At 61.3% G+C, this 17,392-nt stretch carries 14 protein-coding genes and 1 tRNA gene; 4 read left to right on the plus strand and 11 right to left on the minus strand.

Annotated features, from left to right (window positions below; all coding sequences use genetic code 11):
* Positions 1-39: 39 nt before the first annotated feature.
* On the plus strand, positions 40-618 hold the full coding sequence (locus ACIX9_RS10490; RefSeq protein WP_041597046.1) for a YceI family protein: 579 nt from the start codon (positions 40-42) through the stop codon (positions 616-618).
* A 67-nt stretch (positions 619-685) separates the two neighbouring features.
* On the opposite strand, the gene ACIX9_RS10495 is transcribed toward ACIX9_RS10490, so the two are convergent.
* The 7 genes from ACIX9_RS10495 to ACIX9_RS10525 all read right to left on the minus strand — a co-directional run bounded on the left by ACIX9_RS10495 (position 686) and on the right by ACIX9_RS10525 (position 10,364).
* The gene (locus ACIX9_RS10495; protein WP_232298687.1) at positions 686-1,414 is read right to left on the minus strand and encodes a response regulator transcription factor; all 729 of its coding nucleotides are present in this window, start codon (positions 1,412-1,414) and stop codon (positions 686-688) included.
* A gap of 43 nt (positions 1,415-1,457) precedes the next feature.
* Positions 1,458-1,784: a PilZ domain-containing protein gene (locus ACIX9_RS10500; protein WP_013580465.1), complete on the minus strand. Its 327-nt coding sequence runs from the start codon at positions 1,782-1,784 to the stop codon at positions 1,458-1,460.
* Positions 1,785-1,903: 119 nt separating this feature from the next.
* Positions 1,904-3,121 carry a hypothetical protein gene (locus ACIX9_RS10505; RefSeq protein ID WP_013580466.1) on the minus strand — a complete coding sequence of 406 codons (1,218 nt, stop codon included), beginning with the start codon at positions 3,119-3,121 and terminating at the stop codon, positions 1,904-1,906.
* Positions 3,122-3,130: 9 nt separating this feature from the next.
* On the minus strand, positions 3,131-4,231 hold the full coding sequence (locus ACIX9_RS10510; protein ID WP_013580467.1) for an aminopeptidase: 1,101 nt from the start codon (positions 4,229-4,231) through the stop codon (positions 3,131-3,133).
* A 66-nt stretch (positions 4,232-4,297) separates the two neighbouring features.
* Positions 4,298-5,404, minus strand: a complete 1,107-nt coding sequence (locus ACIX9_RS10515; protein ID WP_013580468.1) for a carboxylate-amine ligase — start codon at positions 5,402-5,404, stop codon at positions 4,298-4,300.
* Between the two features lie 286 nt (positions 5,405-5,690).
* Positions 5,691-8,858, minus strand: coding sequence for an efflux RND transporter permease subunit (locus ACIX9_RS10520; RefSeq protein WP_013580469.1), 3,168 nt, complete (start codon positions 8,856-8,858; stop codon positions 5,691-5,693).
* A gap of 429 nt (positions 8,859-9,287) precedes the next feature.
* The gene (locus ACIX9_RS10525) at positions 9,288-10,364 is read right to left on the minus strand and encodes an efflux RND transporter periplasmic adaptor subunit (protein ID WP_013580470.1); all 1,077 of its coding nucleotides are present in this window, start codon (positions 10,362-10,364) and stop codon (positions 9,288-9,290) included.
* Positions 10,365-10,604: 240 nt separating this feature from the next.
* Here ACIX9_RS10525 and ACIX9_RS10530 point away from each other — a divergent pair.
* Positions 10,605-10,680: transfer RNA gene (locus tag ACIX9_RS10530), tRNA-Glu, on the plus strand.
* 27 nt (positions 10,681-10,707) lie between these two features.
* On the opposite strand, the gene ACIX9_RS10535 is transcribed toward ACIX9_RS10530, so the two are convergent.
* Entirely contained in the window at positions 10,708-11,886 is a 1,179-nt protein-coding gene (locus ACIX9_RS10535; RefSeq protein WP_013580471.1) for an MFS transporter, read from the minus strand.
* A 192-nt stretch (positions 11,887-12,078) separates the two neighbouring features.
* On the opposite strand from ACIX9_RS10535, the gene ACIX9_RS10540 reads away from it, so the two are divergent.
* Positions 12,079-13,086, plus strand: a complete 1,008-nt coding sequence (locus ACIX9_RS10540; protein WP_013580472.1) for a tagatose 1,6-diphosphate aldolase — start codon at positions 12,079-12,081, stop codon at positions 13,084-13,086.
* A gap of 109 nt (positions 13,087-13,195) precedes the next feature.
* The gene (locus ACIX9_RS10545) at positions 13,196-14,554 is read left to right on the plus strand and encodes a hypothetical protein (RefSeq protein WP_013580473.1); all 1,359 of its coding nucleotides are present in this window, start codon (positions 13,196-13,198) and stop codon (positions 14,552-14,554) included.
* Here the strand turns inward: ACIX9_RS10545 and guaA are convergent, their stop codons facing one another.
* From guaA to ACIX9_RS10555, 3 genes are all read right to left on the minus strand, one after another.
* Complete coding sequence (guaA, locus tag ACIX9_RS10550; RefSeq protein ID WP_013580474.1) at positions 14,555-16,138, minus strand: glutamine-hydrolyzing GMP synthase; 1,584 nt, start codon at positions 16,136-16,138, stop codon at positions 14,555-14,557. It lies immediately after the preceding gene.
* Positions 16,139-16,180: 42 nt separating this feature from the next.
* Positions 16,181-16,351, minus strand: coding sequence for a hypothetical protein (locus ACIX9_RS26420; RefSeq protein ID WP_013580475.1), 171 nt, complete (start codon positions 16,349-16,351; stop codon positions 16,181-16,183).
* Positions 16,352-16,444: 93 nt separating this feature from the next.
* Positions 16,445-17,392, minus strand: a complete 948-nt coding sequence (locus ACIX9_RS10555; protein WP_013580476.1) for a hypothetical protein — start codon at positions 17,390-17,392, stop codon at positions 16,445-16,447.

The raw sequence follows: 17,392 nt of genomic DNA on the forward strand, positions 1-17,392 counted from the left end.
TGGAACGGCACATCATCCGAGATTTTGAAAGGCACCAACATGAAGCTCCTCAACACCGCCACCCTCCTCGCCGCTGCCCTCACCCTCAGCACCGCCGCCCACGCTCAGGCCACCGCCTGGACCATCGACTCCGCCCACTCCGGCGTCAACTTCGAGATCCGCCACCTCGGCGTCTCCAACGTCCGCGGCTCCTTCCACAAGGTCACCGGAACCATCAACCTCGACGAGAAGAACATCACTCACTCCTCCGTCGAAGCCACCATCGACACCACCACCGTCAACACCGACGAGCCCAAGCGCGACGACCACCTCAAGAGCGCCGAGTTCTTCAACGTCGCCCAGTTCCCCACCATGACGTTCAAGTCCACCTCCTTCACCAACGTTGGCGGCAAGCTCAAGATGACCGGCAACCTCACCCTTGACGGCGTCACCAAGCCCGTCACCCTGGATGTAGACGGCCCCGCCGCACCCCAGAAGGGCATGGGCGGCAAGACCGTCAGCGGCTTCTCCGCCTCCGGCGTCATCCACCGCGCTGAGTTCAACTTCGGCCAGAAGTACACCGCCCCCATGCTCGGCGACGATGTGAAGTTCACCATCGACATCGAGATGGGCAAGTAATCCTGTCTCCAAAGAAAACGGGTCCGGCGAGCATACTCGCCGGACCCATTTTCTTTGCCCCAACTGTCTACTGACCCTGATGAGTCCCATTCGCCAGGATCGTATCCTCGGCCTCCTGGTTGTACTTCTTCAACAGCTGATGATGCAGGCAGTAAAGTGCCAGCTCCAGCCGGTCGGAAACGCCCAGCTTGTCGTATACCTTGCGCAGATAGTTCTTGATCACCTGCTCGGTCGTCCCGATCTGGTAAGCGATCTCCTTGTTGCGCATCCCGCGCGTGATGCACCCGATGATTGCAAGCTCCTTCTTGGACAGCTTAGGCTGCGTCCGCGGACCGGTCAAAGAAGTCGCCTGCGCCCGATACGCCTCGATCACCCAGCTCACCGACTGGTTATCGATCCACGTCTCGCCCGCCGCAATCTTGCGCACGCACTTGATCAGCAGATCCGGAGAGATCGACCGGGGCACCACCCCCCGCACCCCGCGCCGGTAAAGCTCCACCGTATTCGCCTCATCGCTCTCGGAAAGTTGAACGATCAGCTTGGCCTCAGGCGCGCGCCGCACCAGCTCTGGAATCGCATCCACCGTACCCGAAATCAACTGACCTTCCAGCACGACAACGTCAGTGGGAAACCGCTGCAACGCTGCATAAAGATTCTGAAGCGTCTCTGCCTGCGCGACGACACGGATGTCATCCTCCAGCGCGAACACTTTGCGCATCCCCACGCGGTAGATCGCCTGGGAGTCCGCCAGGATCATTCGAATAGCCGTATTACCCTCACGCGCCCCCTCTTCCATTACAAGAGGTTCCGTCGAACTGATATCAATTACCGTCATCCCGTCACACCCTCAGCAGATATTCATCGATGATCGCTGCTGCCTGCGTCTCGCCGTCATGGCTCTGGTGCCGTACCACCCGTCCCGTGCATTGAATCGAAAGATCCTCAGGCGTGCCCATCACGTTCGCGGGCATCGTGATCGTAAACTCGATCCGATCGTCCACGGCCGGCAGATGCGGCCCGGTGAACAGGATGCCATTCGCGGAGATGTTCTCCGTCGTAGCTTCCATCTCCCCTGTGCCCGTGTGAATCATGAGCGAGAGGCGCATCGGAAACCGTACCGCCGTGCGTACCTGGTCCGGAGCGTCCGTCGTTACCAAAGTGGCCATGGTGTCCTTTATCCGTTAGAGGTCGGCTCTCCGTGGAGAACCGCCGCCGAAAGAAGTTTACCGCACCGTTACATCCGATCCATCCCCGTTAGGTGGTACATCAAATCACCTTCGTACGCTCACGGAAGGATGAAGGCGGCCGACCCACCGATCCACTCCTGGTTCCGGTTATGATCGACCCCCATCATCAACCCCCGCCCCAGCCGCACCAGGCTGTTCACCGCCCGCATCTCCCCCGCCCCCTCCGGCCACACATACATGATCCGAACCTCAGCCTGGGTCATCCCGAAAGGAGTATCGATCACAGGTTCAAATCGAACCCGCTCCTGCAGTAGATAAAGATGCCGCTCATCAGCCGGGATCGATGCCAACTCAGCATCGCTCGGCCCAAACTGAATCCCCTTGCCCGCAAACGAGTACAGAGGCTTCAGCAGCAAGCTCTCCCGATCAGCAGGCAGCCGCTCCCGCCCAACCCCATCGAACCACTCATCCAGAAACACCGCTGCCGGCACAGAAGGATGATCCAGGAACGGTAAGGAGAACTTGCTCGCCCGGAAGTACCAGTTCGGCTGCCCCGCCCACTCCACATCCAACTCATCCCGATAGTCGAACGCCGGGGTGACCCCCTTCCGCTCAATCTCATCCACAATCGCGCGATTGAAGATTCGCTCAATCCGAATCCACTTGCCGCCTTTCTGATAGAAGAGCTTGTTGCCTTCCTTCTTGAGCTTGGCGATGTCTACCGTCGTGATCCCAAGCCGATCTTCATACACATGAAAGTCAGGGAGAGTCTTCTGTCCCTCAGGTTCAACCTCGGTCAGGACTGAATTCTCCGCCGCATGATCCCCAACGATCGTCTGGCCAAGCAGCTTCCAGTACTCATCGCCACTGAGGCCACCCAGGCGACACTGAAGTCGCTCATCCAGCCCATAGACGCGCTGATACTCCTCACACAGAACGTCCTGGTACCCATAGATGGAAGGAAAGGCCTGCAACTCGACTAACGTCGGAGTCAGCTTGCCATCGCCCCCCCGTACCAGCCCAAAGTCCACGGTCATGAAGTTCGGCCGAGGATTATCGTTGGGCACCCGATACGCGCTCGGAATAGCCTCCCCAGACCGCTTCATATACTCAGCGCTATCGATGAGCTGATGGGTGAGGATACGTCCGGTCTCGATCATCTCTTCCAGCAGTTCCGCCGGAAAAAAACACGGCGTCTCGCACACTCGGAATTCGATCTTCGTTCTCGTTCGAAGATCGAGTCGCTCCTTCAACGCTGCATAACGAGCAGCGGAGAACTGCTCCTCATTGAAGCTCTTACGAAACGGCTGAAGCATCCGGCCCCCTTACGCGTCGATCAGAAACTCGCCATCCCGCATGATCTGGTGTTCACCTTCAGCATCGCCCAGCCAGATATTGAAGCGCAGCCCCACCACATCAATGTGAGTTGATGACTTCCACTTTGCGCCGGTATGAGCTCCGTAAGGATCTCCGAACGCAATGTGAACTCCAGGAAACTTCTCGTCCTGCAGAATATTTCCGATCACGCGCTCCACGCCTATGTTTGTGCCGATCGCAAACTCACCCACACGATCTGAATTTTTGTCAGTATGCGTATAAGCCCAGAAGTCCTTCTCCAGTTTCTTGTTCGCGGAACTGACCTTCGTGATCCGGTTCCCTTCAATGTGGATCGTCAGAGGCTGATCTTCGAGGAGTCCGTACTCCTTGCATAGGAAGTCTCCAACGACTCCATCGACGACAAACACGCCGTTGACCTCTCCGGGCGCTGTGAAGCACTCCCCTCCAGGAAGGTTGCCCCACTTCTCCGGGCTGATGATACCGCTGGTCTTGAACCAGCGATAGTCGGGGTCCATCTGCGCATGGAGATCGGTACCAGCGGGAGTGGTGGCACGGACATACGTCGCTTTGCGAACTCTATCCAAGACCGCTTGGCTTAATCGGTCGACAGCGTTGAAATCTGCGCGCATCCCCTGCGTCATGATCTCCGGGGTGATATTCACCATGTGCGCGTGGCGCATGCGCCGGCGATTGACGACGTCGGTCATCTGCATCCGGCTACGTAGCTCATTCGGCTGGACTTCCACCGCGAAGATGCTCACCTGAGAGCTTTCCATATCCTCAAGCACCACCTCTGGCATGCCGTCGAGCGGTCTGCTTGCAACATCTTCGAGCACGAAAGCGTTCCAGGCACAGCCCAGGCGATCGAGTTCAACTGCCATCGACGCGGCGATCGTCACACACTTTCGATCCGTGATCAGCGTGACCTTTTCATCGGCTTGAATCTGGAGGCAGGTCGTAACCGCATTGTGTGCGCCTTCGGAGAACTCTGCTGGAAACGGAATACTGCGCAGATCGGTCCGTTCTACTCGACTTGTCCGCTCTGTTAAAACTTGCTCGACCATGTCATTCACACCCTTCACCAGCATCTTTACAGGATACTGGAAACCTCAGTAGAAAGTGGTATTTGGCTCTGTTTCAGGCCACCGAAAGACTTACCAAAGTCCGACTTTGGTCTCCCGCGCCATGTAATCGACCACAGCCGGCAGGCTTCCTGTCTCACGGAAGACCGCAAGTTGGCGGTCCGCGCCTGATCCTTGATCGAGCATCTGGTGGATGTATTCGACGGCTTTGCGGCTGCCTAGTTCGTCCAACACCTCGTCGACCCAGACCAGGTACTCGCGGATGAGGTCTTTGGCGGGGAGCTCCTGCTGTTTGCCGAAGTCGATGAGCTTTCCGTCGAGGCCGTAGCGGACGGCGCGGAACTTGTTTTCCATCAACAACGCGCGTGAATATTGGCGATAATCGAGGTTTTTGGAGTGTAGATTCCACAACTTACAGGCGGTGGCCTGGATCAGGCCGGCGATGGCGATTGTCTCTTCGGCGCGCATGGGAATGTCGCAGATGCGGACCTCGATGGTGTCGAAGAAGGGGTGGGGGCGGACGTCCCACCAGAGTTTTTTGGCGTTGTCGATGCAATTGGTTTTGATGAGGAGATCGACGTAATTCTCGAATTCTGAGTAACTTGCGAAGGAATCCGGGAGGTTGGTACGGGGAAAGTTCTCGAAGACCTTGGCACGATAGGACTTATAGCCGGTGTCCATACCCAGCCAGAAAGGGGAGTTGGTGGAGAGGGCCAGAATGTGGGGGAGGAAGTAGCGGAGGGAGTTCATGACGCGTATGGCGGCTTCCCTATCTTCAATGCCTACATGCACATGCAGGCCAAAGATAAGGTTGGCGCGGGCTACGAGCTGGAGGTCGGCTACGACCTGGTCGTAGCGGGGATCGGGGTAGATCTCCTGCGAACGCCAGTCTGCGAAGGGGTGGGTGGCACCGGCGACGAGCATGAGGCCGTTCTCGTCGGCTAGTCCGATCATGTTGCGGCGGAGGTCGTAGAGGTCTTCGCGGGCTTCCTCTATGTTGTTGCAAATACGGGTGCCTACCTCGATGACGGACTGGTGGAGCTCGGCTTTAACACGTTCTTCGAGGCGTAGTTTGCCCTGTTCGAGCATTTCTGTGGCGATGTGGGAGCGCAGGTCGCGTGATTCGGGGTCAACTGTCTGGTATTCCTCTTCGATGCCGAGCGTAAACGTGGGACGCATCATGACCTCCTTGCACTGAGTTCGTATGATGCCACATTGCGCTGTGATTGCCCGAATGGGGTGGTTTTGCACCACAAATCACCACGTTCTCACCACAAATGCATGGTGTTTTGAGGTACATTGCTGTGGTGAAGTGCTGGATTGGCGCGGGTTTTGTGGTTTTGGACCATGCTTAATTGTTGAATGGCCACCAACGTGCGCCGTACTGGTGAGTACGGTTAGGGGTTTTTGGAGAGGTTCTGTGTCCTCCAACCCACGTCCCAGAAGCGGGACATGGGGCACCCGGTTAGGTGGTGCGAACGGGCTTGGTGCGGGTGAAGGTGGCCAGGAAGGTTTTGAGGATGACGTAGAGGACGGGGATGAAGAAGAGGTTGAGGACGGTGGAGAGGACCATTCCGCCGACGATGGCGGTGCCGACGGAGTGGCGGCCGTAGGCTCCGGCTCCGGTGGCAAAGTAGAGAGGCAGCACGCCGAGGATGAAGGCGCTGCTGGTCATGAGGATGGGGCGCAGGCGGAGTTCCGAGGCGGTGATGGCTGCGTCGATGATGGACTTGCCGAGGCCGAGTTGCTGCTCCGCGAACTCAACGATGAGGATGGAGTTCTTGGCGGAGAGGCCGATGAGCATGACCATGCCGATCTGCACGTAGACGTCATCCGAGATGCCGCGGAGGGAGACGAGACCGAGGGCTCCGAGGATGGCGGTGGGGACGGCGAGCAGGATGATGAACGGCAGAGTGAAGCTCTCGTACTGGGCTGAGAGAGTCAGGTAGACGACCAGGAGGCCGAGACCGAAGATGACAATGGCTTTGCCGCTGGACTCGACTTCCTCAAGAGCGAGGCCGGTCCAGGAGTAAGTCATGCCCTGAAGCTTGTTCTTCTCAAAGAGCTTGACCATGTTGTCGTTGCCCTGGCCGGAGCTGAGGCCGGGGGCTGGGGAGCCGTCAATCTCTGCGGAGCGGAAGAGGTTGTAGTGGTTGATGACCTGGGGGCCGGAGGTCTCGTTGATGGCGACGAGGTTATCGAGCGGGATCATCTGGTTGGAGTTGGAGCGGACGTAGTACTGGCGGAGGTCCTGGACGTTGCGGCGGAACTGCTGATCGGCCTGGACGTAGACGCGGTAGGAGCGGTTGTTGAAGTCAAAGTCATTGATGTAGCTGGAGCCCATGTAGGTGCCCATGGCGGCGGTGATCTGGGAGAGCGGGACGCCGATGGCCTCAGCCTTCTGGCGGTCGATGGTGACGTAGATCTGCGGATCGTTGGCGGTGAAGGTGGTGTTGAGGTTGGTGAGGCCGGAGGACGGTGAGCGGGCCTGGCCTACGATCTGGTGGGCGATGCGGTCGATATCGCCGAAGGTGTTGCGGCCACCGTCCTGAAGGATGAACTGGAAGCCGCCGACGGTGCCGATGCCGTTGATGGCGGGAGGCTCTGCCGCGAAGGCGATGCCGCCGGGGACGCCGAAGAGCTTGGGCGAGGTGCGGAGGACGATGTCATGGGCGGAGTGGCCGTTGCCGCGTTTGGTGCGCTCGTCAACGGGCTTGAGCGGGGCGAAGATGAGTCCGGAGTTGGGCGAGCTGCCGCCGGAGAGCGAGAAGCCCATGACGGAGAAGGTGCCGAAGACGTCATCGTCATTCCGGATGACCTGGCTGACGCGGTCTGCGAACTCAGCGGTGTACGCGAGCGATGCGCCGGGAGGGGTCTGGATGATGATGAGGTAGTAGCCCTGGTCTTCCTGCGGGACGAAGGCGGTGGGGACGTGGGTGTACTCATACGCGGTGGCAGCGAGGCCAGCGAAGAAGACGATGAGGACGGCGTAACGAATCTTCACCGCGAAGGTGACGGCCACGGCGTACCAACTGATGAGCTTCTTGATGGCCTTATCGATGGGGTTGAGGAAGAAGCCCTGGATGCCGGTCTTGTGCTGTTCTTTTCTGAGGAGGATTGCGGACAACGCAGGGGACAAGGTCAGGGCGTTGAAGGCCGAGATGGCGATGGAGAAGGCGATGGTGAGGGAGAACTGCTTGTACAGGATGCCGGTGGTGCCGGGGAAGAAGCTGACCGGGACGAAGACCGAGATGAGCACGAGCGAGGTGGCGATGACGGCGCTGGTGACCTCCCGCATGGCGATGGAGGTGGCCTCCATGGGGTCCTGCACGCCTTCCTCAAGGTGGCGCTGGACGTTCTCAATGACGACGATGGCGTCGTCTACTACTAGGCCGGTAGCCAGCGTGATTCCGAACAACGTGAGGGAGTTGATCGAAAAGCCGAAGATCTTGATGAAGGCGAAGGTGCCGATCAGCGAGACGGGGATGGTGACGGCCGGGATGATGGTCGCTCGCCAGTCCTGGAGGAAGAGGAAGATGACCACGATGACGATGATGATGGCTTCCGCAAGGGTGGACTCAACCTCCTTGATGGAGTCCGAGACGACGGTGGTGGTGTCTACGGCGATGATGCCCTTGAGGCCGGGAGGATAGGACTTTTCAAGGTCCGCGAGGACCTGGCGGCAGCGCTTGTCTACATCAAGCGCGTTGGCGTTTGAGAGCTGCTGGATGCCCAGGCCGACGGCGTCGTTGCCGGAGAAGCGGAGGTTGGTGTTGTAGGTTTCCGCGCCCAGTTCCGCACGGCCTACGTCCTTGAGGAGGACGATGCCGGTGCCTACGGGGTTGGTGGCTCCTGCTCCGCTGGCTGCATTGGATTTGATGATAATGTTTTCAAACTGCCTGGGATCAGAGAGGCGGCCGACGACGCGGACGGCCATCTGGTAGGCCTGCTTGGGGTCCGAGGGCGGGATGCCGAGCTGTCCGGCGGCTACTTCAATGTTCTGCTCGCCGAGGGCGTTGTTGACGTCCAGCGGGGTGAGGCCGCGGGCGGCGAGCTTGGTGGGATCGAGCCAGATGCGCATGGCGTACTTGCGCTCGCCGAAGATGACGACTGCGCCTACTCCGGGGACGCGCTTGAGGGCGTCGGAGACATACACGTCCAAATAGTTCGAGATGAAGGCGGGCGAGAGGGAGTGGTCAGGCGAGACGAAGCCGGCGGCGAGGACGAAGTTGGAGTTGGCCTTGGTGATGCTGATGCCGGTGTTGTTGACGACGGCGGGGAGACGGCCCTGGGCGGTGGCTACTCGGTTTTGTACGTCTACGGCTGCGATGTCGAGCGAGTAACCGGTCTGGAAGGTGATGGTGATGGTGCTGGTTCCATCATTCGAGCTGGTGGAGGAGATGTAACGCATGCCCTCTACACCGTTGATGGCTTCTTCCAAGGGGACTGTGACGGCGGACTCGACTGTGGAGGAGTTGGCTCCGACGTAGTTGCAGGCGACGATGACCTGCGGGGGTGCGAGCTCGGGGTAGAGCGAGATGGGGAGCGTGGGGAGGGAGACTGCGCCGGCCAGCACGATGAGGAGAGCGCAGACGGTTGCGAAGATGGGGCGGCGGATGAAGAATTCGACCACTGGACGGGTTCCTTGGAGTGCGGGTGGGGCTTGGGATCAGGGATCAGGGACTAGGGATCAGGAACTGCAACAGCACAAGCAACGGCAAGAGCTTAATACGGAGGCTCTGAGCTTCGCTCAGAATGACGGCCAAAACTAACAACGGCAAGGGCAACTACAACTACAACTACAAAAGCTCAATACGGAGGTTCTGAGCTTCGCTCAGAATGACGACCAAAACTAACAAAGGCAAAAGCAACTACAACTACAACGGCACTGCAACGGCAACGGCAACTTCAACTTCAACTTCAACGGCAACAGCAACTTCAACGGCAACAGCAACTTCAACGGCAACGGCAACTTCAACGGCAACTTCAACGGCAACTACGGAGGTTCTTCGCTGCGCTCAGAATGACCCGCGGGTGGGGGGGCTGGGTGGAGCGGTTGGGGTTAGCCGAGGGGTTTGATGGGGGCACCCTCTGCGAGGAACTGGAGGCCGGAGACTACGACTCGGTCGCCGGGGTTGAGGCCGGAGGTTACGGGGTAGCTGTTGCCTACCGTTTCACCGAGGGTGACCGGGACCTGGTGGGCGATGAAGCCTGCCCCCTGGGCCTTTGCGATGTAGACGAAGGGTTGGCCGCCGATCATGGTGACGGCCAAGACTGGGACGGTGGGCTGAGGGGCGGAGGTCCAGATGACGCGGGCGTTGACGACCTGCTGGTTGCGGAGTTTGGAGCCGGCGGGGATGGTGGCCTTGGCGAGGATGCCCTGGATGCCATTATCGACCTGCGGGGAGACGAAGGAGATGGTGGAACGCTCGAGGATTGTGCCGTTGGCGTCTACGATCTGGACGGGGAGGCCGGGGTGGATCTGCGCGGCGCGCTCGGTGGGGATGTAGATGTAGGCTTCGAGGTCCTTGTTTTCGTCGAGCGTGGTGAGGGCGGTGGTGGGGGAGACGTAGTCGCCCTGGTGGACGGGGATGTCACCGATGATGCCGGCGAAGGGGGCGCGGATCTGGTAGTAGGCGAGCTGCTCCTTCTGGGTGGAGGTGCCGGCGGCGGCGGCCTGGTAGGCACCCTTGGAGTTCTGGAAGTTCTGGACGGCGGTGTCGTAGGCCTGGCGGGAGGTGATGCCGGCCTCAAAGAGCTTGCGCTGGCGCTCTACCTCAGCCTGGTTGAACTGGTAGGTGGCGTTGAACTGGGCCTGGGAGCCGATCTGCTGATCGACGGCGGCGCGCTGCTTGAGGGGGTCGATCTGCATGAGCATCTGGCCGGCGGCGACGGACTGGCCGGAGACGACGAAGATCCTGGTGATGTTGCCATCGACCTGAGGCTGGATGTTGGCGGTGCGGCGGGACTTGATGGTGGACACGTAGGTGTCGCCCGTGGGGACGGGGTTGAGGGCGACGGGGGCGACGGCGACGGGCATGGCCTGCATGGCGGGTGGGGCGGCCGGGGGGGCGGACTTGCAGGCGGTGAGCGAGAGAGTGAGGGTCGCGATAAGGATGCGGAGGCGGGGAGTTTGCAACGTGATTCTCCTGAGGGCTTGGACCGGTGGGGCTTGTGGTCCGGGCGGAAGCTGGTCTGCTGACCGGATGGCTGGCGTTTTGCCGAGGCGGCTAGGGGCGACCGAAGCGACTGATTTTTAGAGCTTTGCCAGTTTAGATGGAAAAGGGTTCGGAAGGGAGCGGATGTTTTGACATGGGGGCGAAGATTGAGTAACTTTGGAGATGGAGCAAATGCAGTGTGGGCTGCGTGTGCTTATCGCGTCCCCGTCGTCCAGAGGCCTAGGACACCGCCCTTTCACGGCGATGACACGGGTTCGAATCCCGTCGGGGACGCCAAACCTTTTCAATTGATTGCTGTGGAAACTACGTGAGGGAGACCTCTGCGCCCAGGGCGTCGCGGGCTTCGTTGCGTTCCAGCTTGAGGGCGACGAGGGCCACTGCCAGGGCGAGGCAGCAGACGGCGGCGGCTCCGAGGGGGAGGCGCTGGTAGCTGAGGCCGTAGGTGAGCATGAGGCCGCCCATGGCTGCTCCGAGGGCGTTGCCGAGGTTGAAGGCTCCCTGGTTGAGGGTGGAGGCCAGGTTGGGTGCGCCTTTGGCTCGGTCTACGATGCGGGCCTGCAGGGGGGCTCCGGCGCCGAAGTGGACGAAGCCCCACACGAAGACCATGGCGATCTCGGCAGCGGCGTGGGGTTGGGTGAGGGGCATGAGGAGGAAGAGGACGATGAGGGTGGCCATGCCGCCGAGGATGACGCCCATGGGCTTCCAATCGCTGAGGCGGCCGCCGATGAGGTTGCCGAGGGTGATGCCGACGCCGAAGACGACCAGGACCCAGGAGACGATGTGCGGGGGGAGATGGGTGACGGCTTCGAGGATGGGGGCGATGTAGGCGAAGACGCAGAAGAGGGCCACTGACGACAAGGTGCTGAGGGTTAGGACGAGCTGGACCTGGGGGCGTAGGACGGCGTGGAACTCGTGTTTGAGGTGGATGATCTCGGCGGGCTGGCTGGGGACCATCTTCCAGAGGCCGATGGCGGCGATGACGCCGATGGGGACCAGGGCCCAGAAGGCGAAGCGCCAGCCGAGCCATTGGCCGAGGGCGGTGCCGGCCGGGACGCCGAGGACGTTGGCGATGGTGAGGCCGCTGAACATGAGAGCGATGGCCTGGGCGCGCTCGGATTTGGGCACGAGGTTGGCGGCGACGATGCTGCCGGCACCGAAGAAAGCTCCGTGGCAGAGGGCGGTGAGGATGCGGGCGACGAGCAGGAGGGAGTAGGTGGGGGCGAGGGCGCAGAGGATGTTGCCGGCGATGAAGACGCCCATGAGGATGAGGAGGGCGCGCTTGCGGTCGAGGCGCGCGAGGGCGAGGGCCAGGAAGGGCGAGCCGAGGGTGACGCTGAGGGCGTATCCGGAGATGAGGATGCCGGCCTTGGGGATGCTGACCTGGAAGCTGTGCGCGAGGTCCGGGAGCAGGCCCATGATGATGAACTCGGAGGTGCCGATGGCGAAGGCGGAGACGGCCAGGGCTAGGAGGGGTTTGCGCATGACTTATTGTCGTCGATTGTTTGGGATTGGCTCGCAAGAGTGGGGCTTGAGGGGCGGGTTGCGGCGATAATCGGTCTTTGTAACCGGGCGTGCGTGGGAGCTATGTAAAATGAGGTTCTAGGCTTATTGCGGATTCCGCCGCTCATTTACGAATCAATTACTGCTTGATCGATACCAGGAGAAGAAAGCCCCATGAAGCTGACACCAGGAAAACTCGCAGGCCTGAAGGCCGTATCGGATGCACGAGGCGTGATCGCCGCCGCCGCAATGGATCAGCGTGGATCGCTGCAGAAGTCGCTTGCGAAGGAACGCGGCGGGATTATCGACTCGGCTGCGCTGGGTGAGTTCAAGACGCTGGTGACGGAGGTGCTGACGCGCCATGCTTCCGCCATCCTTCTGGACCCGGAGTTTGGGCTGGAGGCTTCAAAGAACCGCAACTCCGCCGGGCTGCTGCTGGCGTATGAGAAGACCGGGTATGACTCGGCTACGCCGGGACGGCTGCCGGACCTGCTGGATGTGTGGAGTGTCCGCCGGCTGAAGGAGGCTGGAGCGGACTGCGTGAAGATTCTGCTGTACTACTCGCCGTTTGAGAAGACTGCGATCAACGATCTGAAGCATGCCTGGATCGAACGGATCGGCGATGAGTGTATTGCGCACGATATTCCGTTCTTCCTGGAGTTTGTGGGCTATGACGCTGAAGGCGGGGATGAGAAGTCGCTGGCCTATGCGATCAAGAAGCCGCTGATCGTTTCGGGCTCGATGGCGGAGTTTGGCAAGGAACGGTACAACGTCGATGTGCTGAAGGTTGAAGTGCCGGTTGAGATGAGCTACGTGGAAGGCACGAAGGCGTTCAAGGGCGAGAAGGCATACACCCGCGCTGAGGCTCTGCAGCACTTCCGCGATGCGGAGACGATGACGCATAAGCCGTTTATCTATCTTTCGGCGGGCGTTTCGAATCCAGTGTTCATCGAGACGCTGGCGCTGGCTGCCGAGTCCGGCACGAAGTTCAACGGAGTGCTGTGCGGACGCGCGACCTGGAAAGACGGCATCGTGATCTACGCGAAGCAGGGCGCGGCGGCGTTCAAGGAATGGCTGGAGACGACGGGCGTGGAGAACATCTCAAACGTCAACGAGGCGCTGAAGGCAGCGACCCCCTGGTACACGAAGTTTGGGGCGAACAGCCTGGCTGAACTGGGCTAAGCAAGGGCTGGATCAGTGAAGCGCCGAGGCTGTTGGCTCGGCGCTTCACTGTTTAAGTGCCTTCGCGTCTTCAGGTTGACTTAAGGTCCGTTGCGTAGAGTGGAATGGGATGACTCTTGAATCTCGCGTGGCTGGAATCCTGCTCTCCCTATCTGTTTCCGCATGTGCGCAGGTCACTCTACCTGCCGGCACTCCCCTTCCCGTTGCGATCCCCGTCCATCTTCCGATGCTTGCGGGTGAGACGCTGCGTTCCGAGCTGCTGTATCCGGTTTACGTGGACAATAAGCTGGTGCTGCCAGCGCACACGATCGTCCTGGGGCTCGTTCTGTCACTGAATCCGGATCATGGACGGCGAGTCTATGCGCGTTTCAGCGCCGATTTCACTCCGTTCCGAACGCCGGTGGTGGAGTTCACCTCCATCCTGCTGAAGAATGGCAGTTCCCTGCCGCTGGCGACCTCAGCCGCTACGGATGGCGCGCCGATCTTCCGGTTGACTCCCGGACCGCCCAAGCGCGGCGGGATCATCCGGCAGCAGTACCAGGTGGTGAAGGCCAGCGTCCGGAACCAGGCGCTCTTCTACACTGCGCCGGGGCGGGGCGACCGGTTGAAGCAACTGCTCTATAACCAGCTTCCGTATCATCCGCAGCGGATCGACCAAGGGACTGCGTGGACGGTTACGACGACCGCGCCGCTGGAGCTTCCTGCCGACTCCGCTATGCTGGCCCTTGTCGCTGTTACGCCTGAGGCTGAGAACAACCACCTGCCAGACTTTTTTGATCGGCTAACGGCTCCGGATAAGCTGGCGCAGGAGGCTCCGGAGGAGAGGCCGAAGTGGTTAATCCAGGCGTATCTGGATGAACCGATCAGCTCCGCGACCTCCCATGTAGGCGAGCCTGTGAAGGCTACGGTGGCGGTGCCGATCTTCAATGCGGACGGCTCGCTGGCGGTGCCTGAGGGAGCTGTGTTGACAGGTACGGTGACCCAAGCGCAGCCGGCGCGACGCTTCTCCCATACGGGCAAGCTGCGGTTCACGTTTACGACCCTGACCCTGCCGGGAGCAGCGCCGAAGAACGTGCGCACGACGATGGCGGCGGCCGATGCGAAGACACCGCAGCAACTCGCCATGGACTCCGAGGGCAATGTGGCCCCGGAGCCTACGAACAAGGTGGCTCCGTTGATCTATGCGGCGCTGGCTGCGTTGCCGCTGCACCATGACCGGGATGCGGATGCGGGCGAGCAGTTCGGCAAGAATGCGCTGGCTTCGAACAGCCTGGGGCTGATCGGGTTTATCATTGGGACGGCTTCGCGGCAGGCGGCCGTGTCTGGAGCGATCGGGGCTTATGGAGCGGCGGTCTCGATGTACCGAGCCTACTTCGCGCGAGGTAAGGAGACGGCCTTTGCACGGAATACGCGGATCGTTCTGAAGACGGAGGCTACCCAGGTGACGCGGCTGAAGCCGGCTAGCTGATTACTCCCACTCGATGGTGCCGGGTGGCTTGCTGGTGATGTCGTAGACGACGCGGTTGATGCCGCGGACCTCGCTGACGATGCGGCTGGAGATCTTGCGGAGGACTTCGTAGGGGAGCGGCGCCCAGTCTGCCGTCATGCCGTCTTCGCTTTCGACCGCGCGGATGGCGCAGGTGTTGGCGTAGGTGCGCTGGTCTCCCATGACGCCGACGGATTTGACCGGCAGCAGGACCGCGAAGCTTTGCCAGACCTTGCGGTAGAGGCCGGCGGCTTTGATCTCTTCGACGACGATGGCGTCGGCTTCCTGCAGGATGGCGACGCGCTCTGCTGTGACCTCACCGAGGATGCGGACGGCGAGGCCGGGGCCTGGGAAGGGTTGGCGCTCGATGATCTCGTCCGGCATGCCGAGGTCGCGGCCGATGCGGCGAACCTCATCCTTGAAGAGGTCGCGGAGGGGTTCGATGAGCTTGAGCTTCATGTCCGCGGGCAGGCCTCCGACGTTGTGGTGGCTCTTGATGGTCTGCGACGGGCCTTTGACGCTGGAGCTTTCAATGACGTCGGGGTAGAGGGTTCCCTGGACGAGCCATGCGATCTCTTCGCCTGCGGACTTTTCTGCCTCGAAGATCTTCTTGGCCTCGTCGTCGAAGACCGAGATGAACTCGCCGCCGATGACCTTGCGCTTGGTCTCGGGGTCGGTGACTCCGGCGAGCTTGGTGAGGAAGCGGTCGGCTGCATCGACGGCGACGACGTTGAGGCCGAGCTGCTCGCGCATGGTGGCGTGGACTTTGGCGAACTCGTCTTTGCGGAGGACGCCGTTGTTGACGAAGATGCAGGTGAGGCGGTCGCCGATGGCGCGTGCGACGAGGACGGCGGCGACGGACGAATCGACGCCTCCGCTGAGGCCGCAGATGGCGTGCCCGGTGCCGACCTGGGCTTTGACGCGCTCGATGGTGGTCTGGATGAAGTGCTCGGGAGTCCAGTTGGCCTCGCAGCCGCAGATGTCGAGCGCGAAGTTGCGGAGAAGCTCCATGCCCTGGCGGGTGTGGGCGACCTCCGGGTGGAACTGCACGGCCCAGATGCGGCGATCTTCGTCGGCGATGCCGGCGACTGCGTTGGCGGTCTCGGCGGTGCGCTCAAAGCCGGGCGGCAAGGCTACGGCGTGGTCGCCGTGGGACATCCAGACATCAAGCGTGCCGGGGAGGCCGGCGAAGAGTTTGGTTTCGCGGATGACTTCTACGCTGGCGTGGCCGTACTCGCGTTGCGCGGCGCTCTCTACCTTGCCGCCTAGATGATGCACGATGAACTGGAGGCCGTAGCAGATGCCGAGGATGGGTACGTCCATCTTGAGGAGGGCGGGATCGGCTGCGGGGGCGTCGGGATCGTAGACGGAGTTGGGGCCGCCGGAGAGGACGAGACCCATGGGGGCGAGGGCCTTGATCTGGTCGAGCGGCGTGGTGCAGGGCAGGACGACGGAGAAGACGTTGAACTCACGGATGCGGCGGGCGATGAGCTGCGTGTACTGCGAGCCAAAGTCCAGGATGACGATGGTCGAGGTGCTGGCTGAGATGTTGGTTGGAGTATCCACACCTCCAGTCTAAACGCAGCGTGCGCCTGCCTGGGACAGGGACTAGTTTGGGTCTTTGGCGCGGGTGTTCTGGACGCCGGTCACGATGCCGATGCCGAGCAGCACGACGACGATGGCGCCGATCCAATGCTGCGGGAGGTGCATGAGGTGCGCCATATAAGCGACACCCGCAATGACGATGAGGTAACCGAAGGCGTACAGACCGAAGGACATAGGAATCTCCCGCGTGCCATGGGAAAGGCACTCCACCGTGAGATGCAGATTCCGGGGGAGTTACGGGACAAAATTTGTGTCGGTCTGGGGAGCTTAGGAGCGACGCCAGAGATCGAGATACGAGACCAGGCGGGCTACGTGAAAGAAGTCTGAGCCGAGCAGATAAACCACGGTAACGGCTGCCCACCACCAGGCCAGGAACTCCGGCGTGGTCACGCTCTGGAACGGCAGCGGTGTGGCGGAGAAGACCATGGCGAGGACGATGAGGGCGATCTTGACGATGCCCATGACGAGATTGATCTCGATGAGATTGGATTTGAGTGCGCCGAGATTTCCTGCTGCTCGCAGGCTGGCGAGGGGGCCGGTGTCGTTGAGCATGGCAAGCAGGGGCGCGACGCCGAACCACCAGCTGACCAATGACCAGAGGATGAAGAGGGCGATGGTCAGGACGATGACGAGGGCGCAGTAGAGGACGAGGTTGGGCTCTGACCCTGCGGCGATGGGGCCGGTGATGGCGGTGTGGGAGCTCCAGGTGAGGGCCTTGAACCAGATCACGAAGCTGGCGGCCAGCGCGGTGATGCGGATGGCCTGGAGGATCATCAGGGTGATGGGGCGGGCGTGGAGGGTGGGGTCGACACGGCGCAGGACGGCGGTGCGGCCGAAGGAGGAGACGATGACCCACGTCGCCAGGAGGAGGGGTGCGAGCCATGCGCCTAGGTGCAGGATCTGCGGGAGGACCAGGCCGATGGCTCCGGCGAACTTGCCGGCTGCGCCCATGGGGTCTGCGGTGAGGGCTCCTACGGGGTCGTTGAGGAGGGTGCGATCAAGGCCGAGGCGGGCGGGGTCCAGGGTGCCATCGGTTGCGGCCAGCAGGATGCGGCGGAGTTGCACGACGACGACCCAGACGGCGGGCATGCCGTAAACCCAGCGCCAGAGGACCTCAAGGCCGGTGAGGCCGGGGTTCGTCCAGCAGAGCGAGAGGGTGCGGACGAAGGACTGCGTGCCCCGGACCGGTTGCGCGCCGTGAGCCGTCGCGGCCAC

Origin of the sequence: Granulicella tundricola MP5ACTX9, from assembly GCF_000178975.2 — a bacterium.
GTDB classification, from domain to species: domain Bacteria; phylum Acidobacteriota; class Terriglobia; order Terriglobales; family Acidobacteriaceae; genus Edaphobacter; species Edaphobacter tundricola.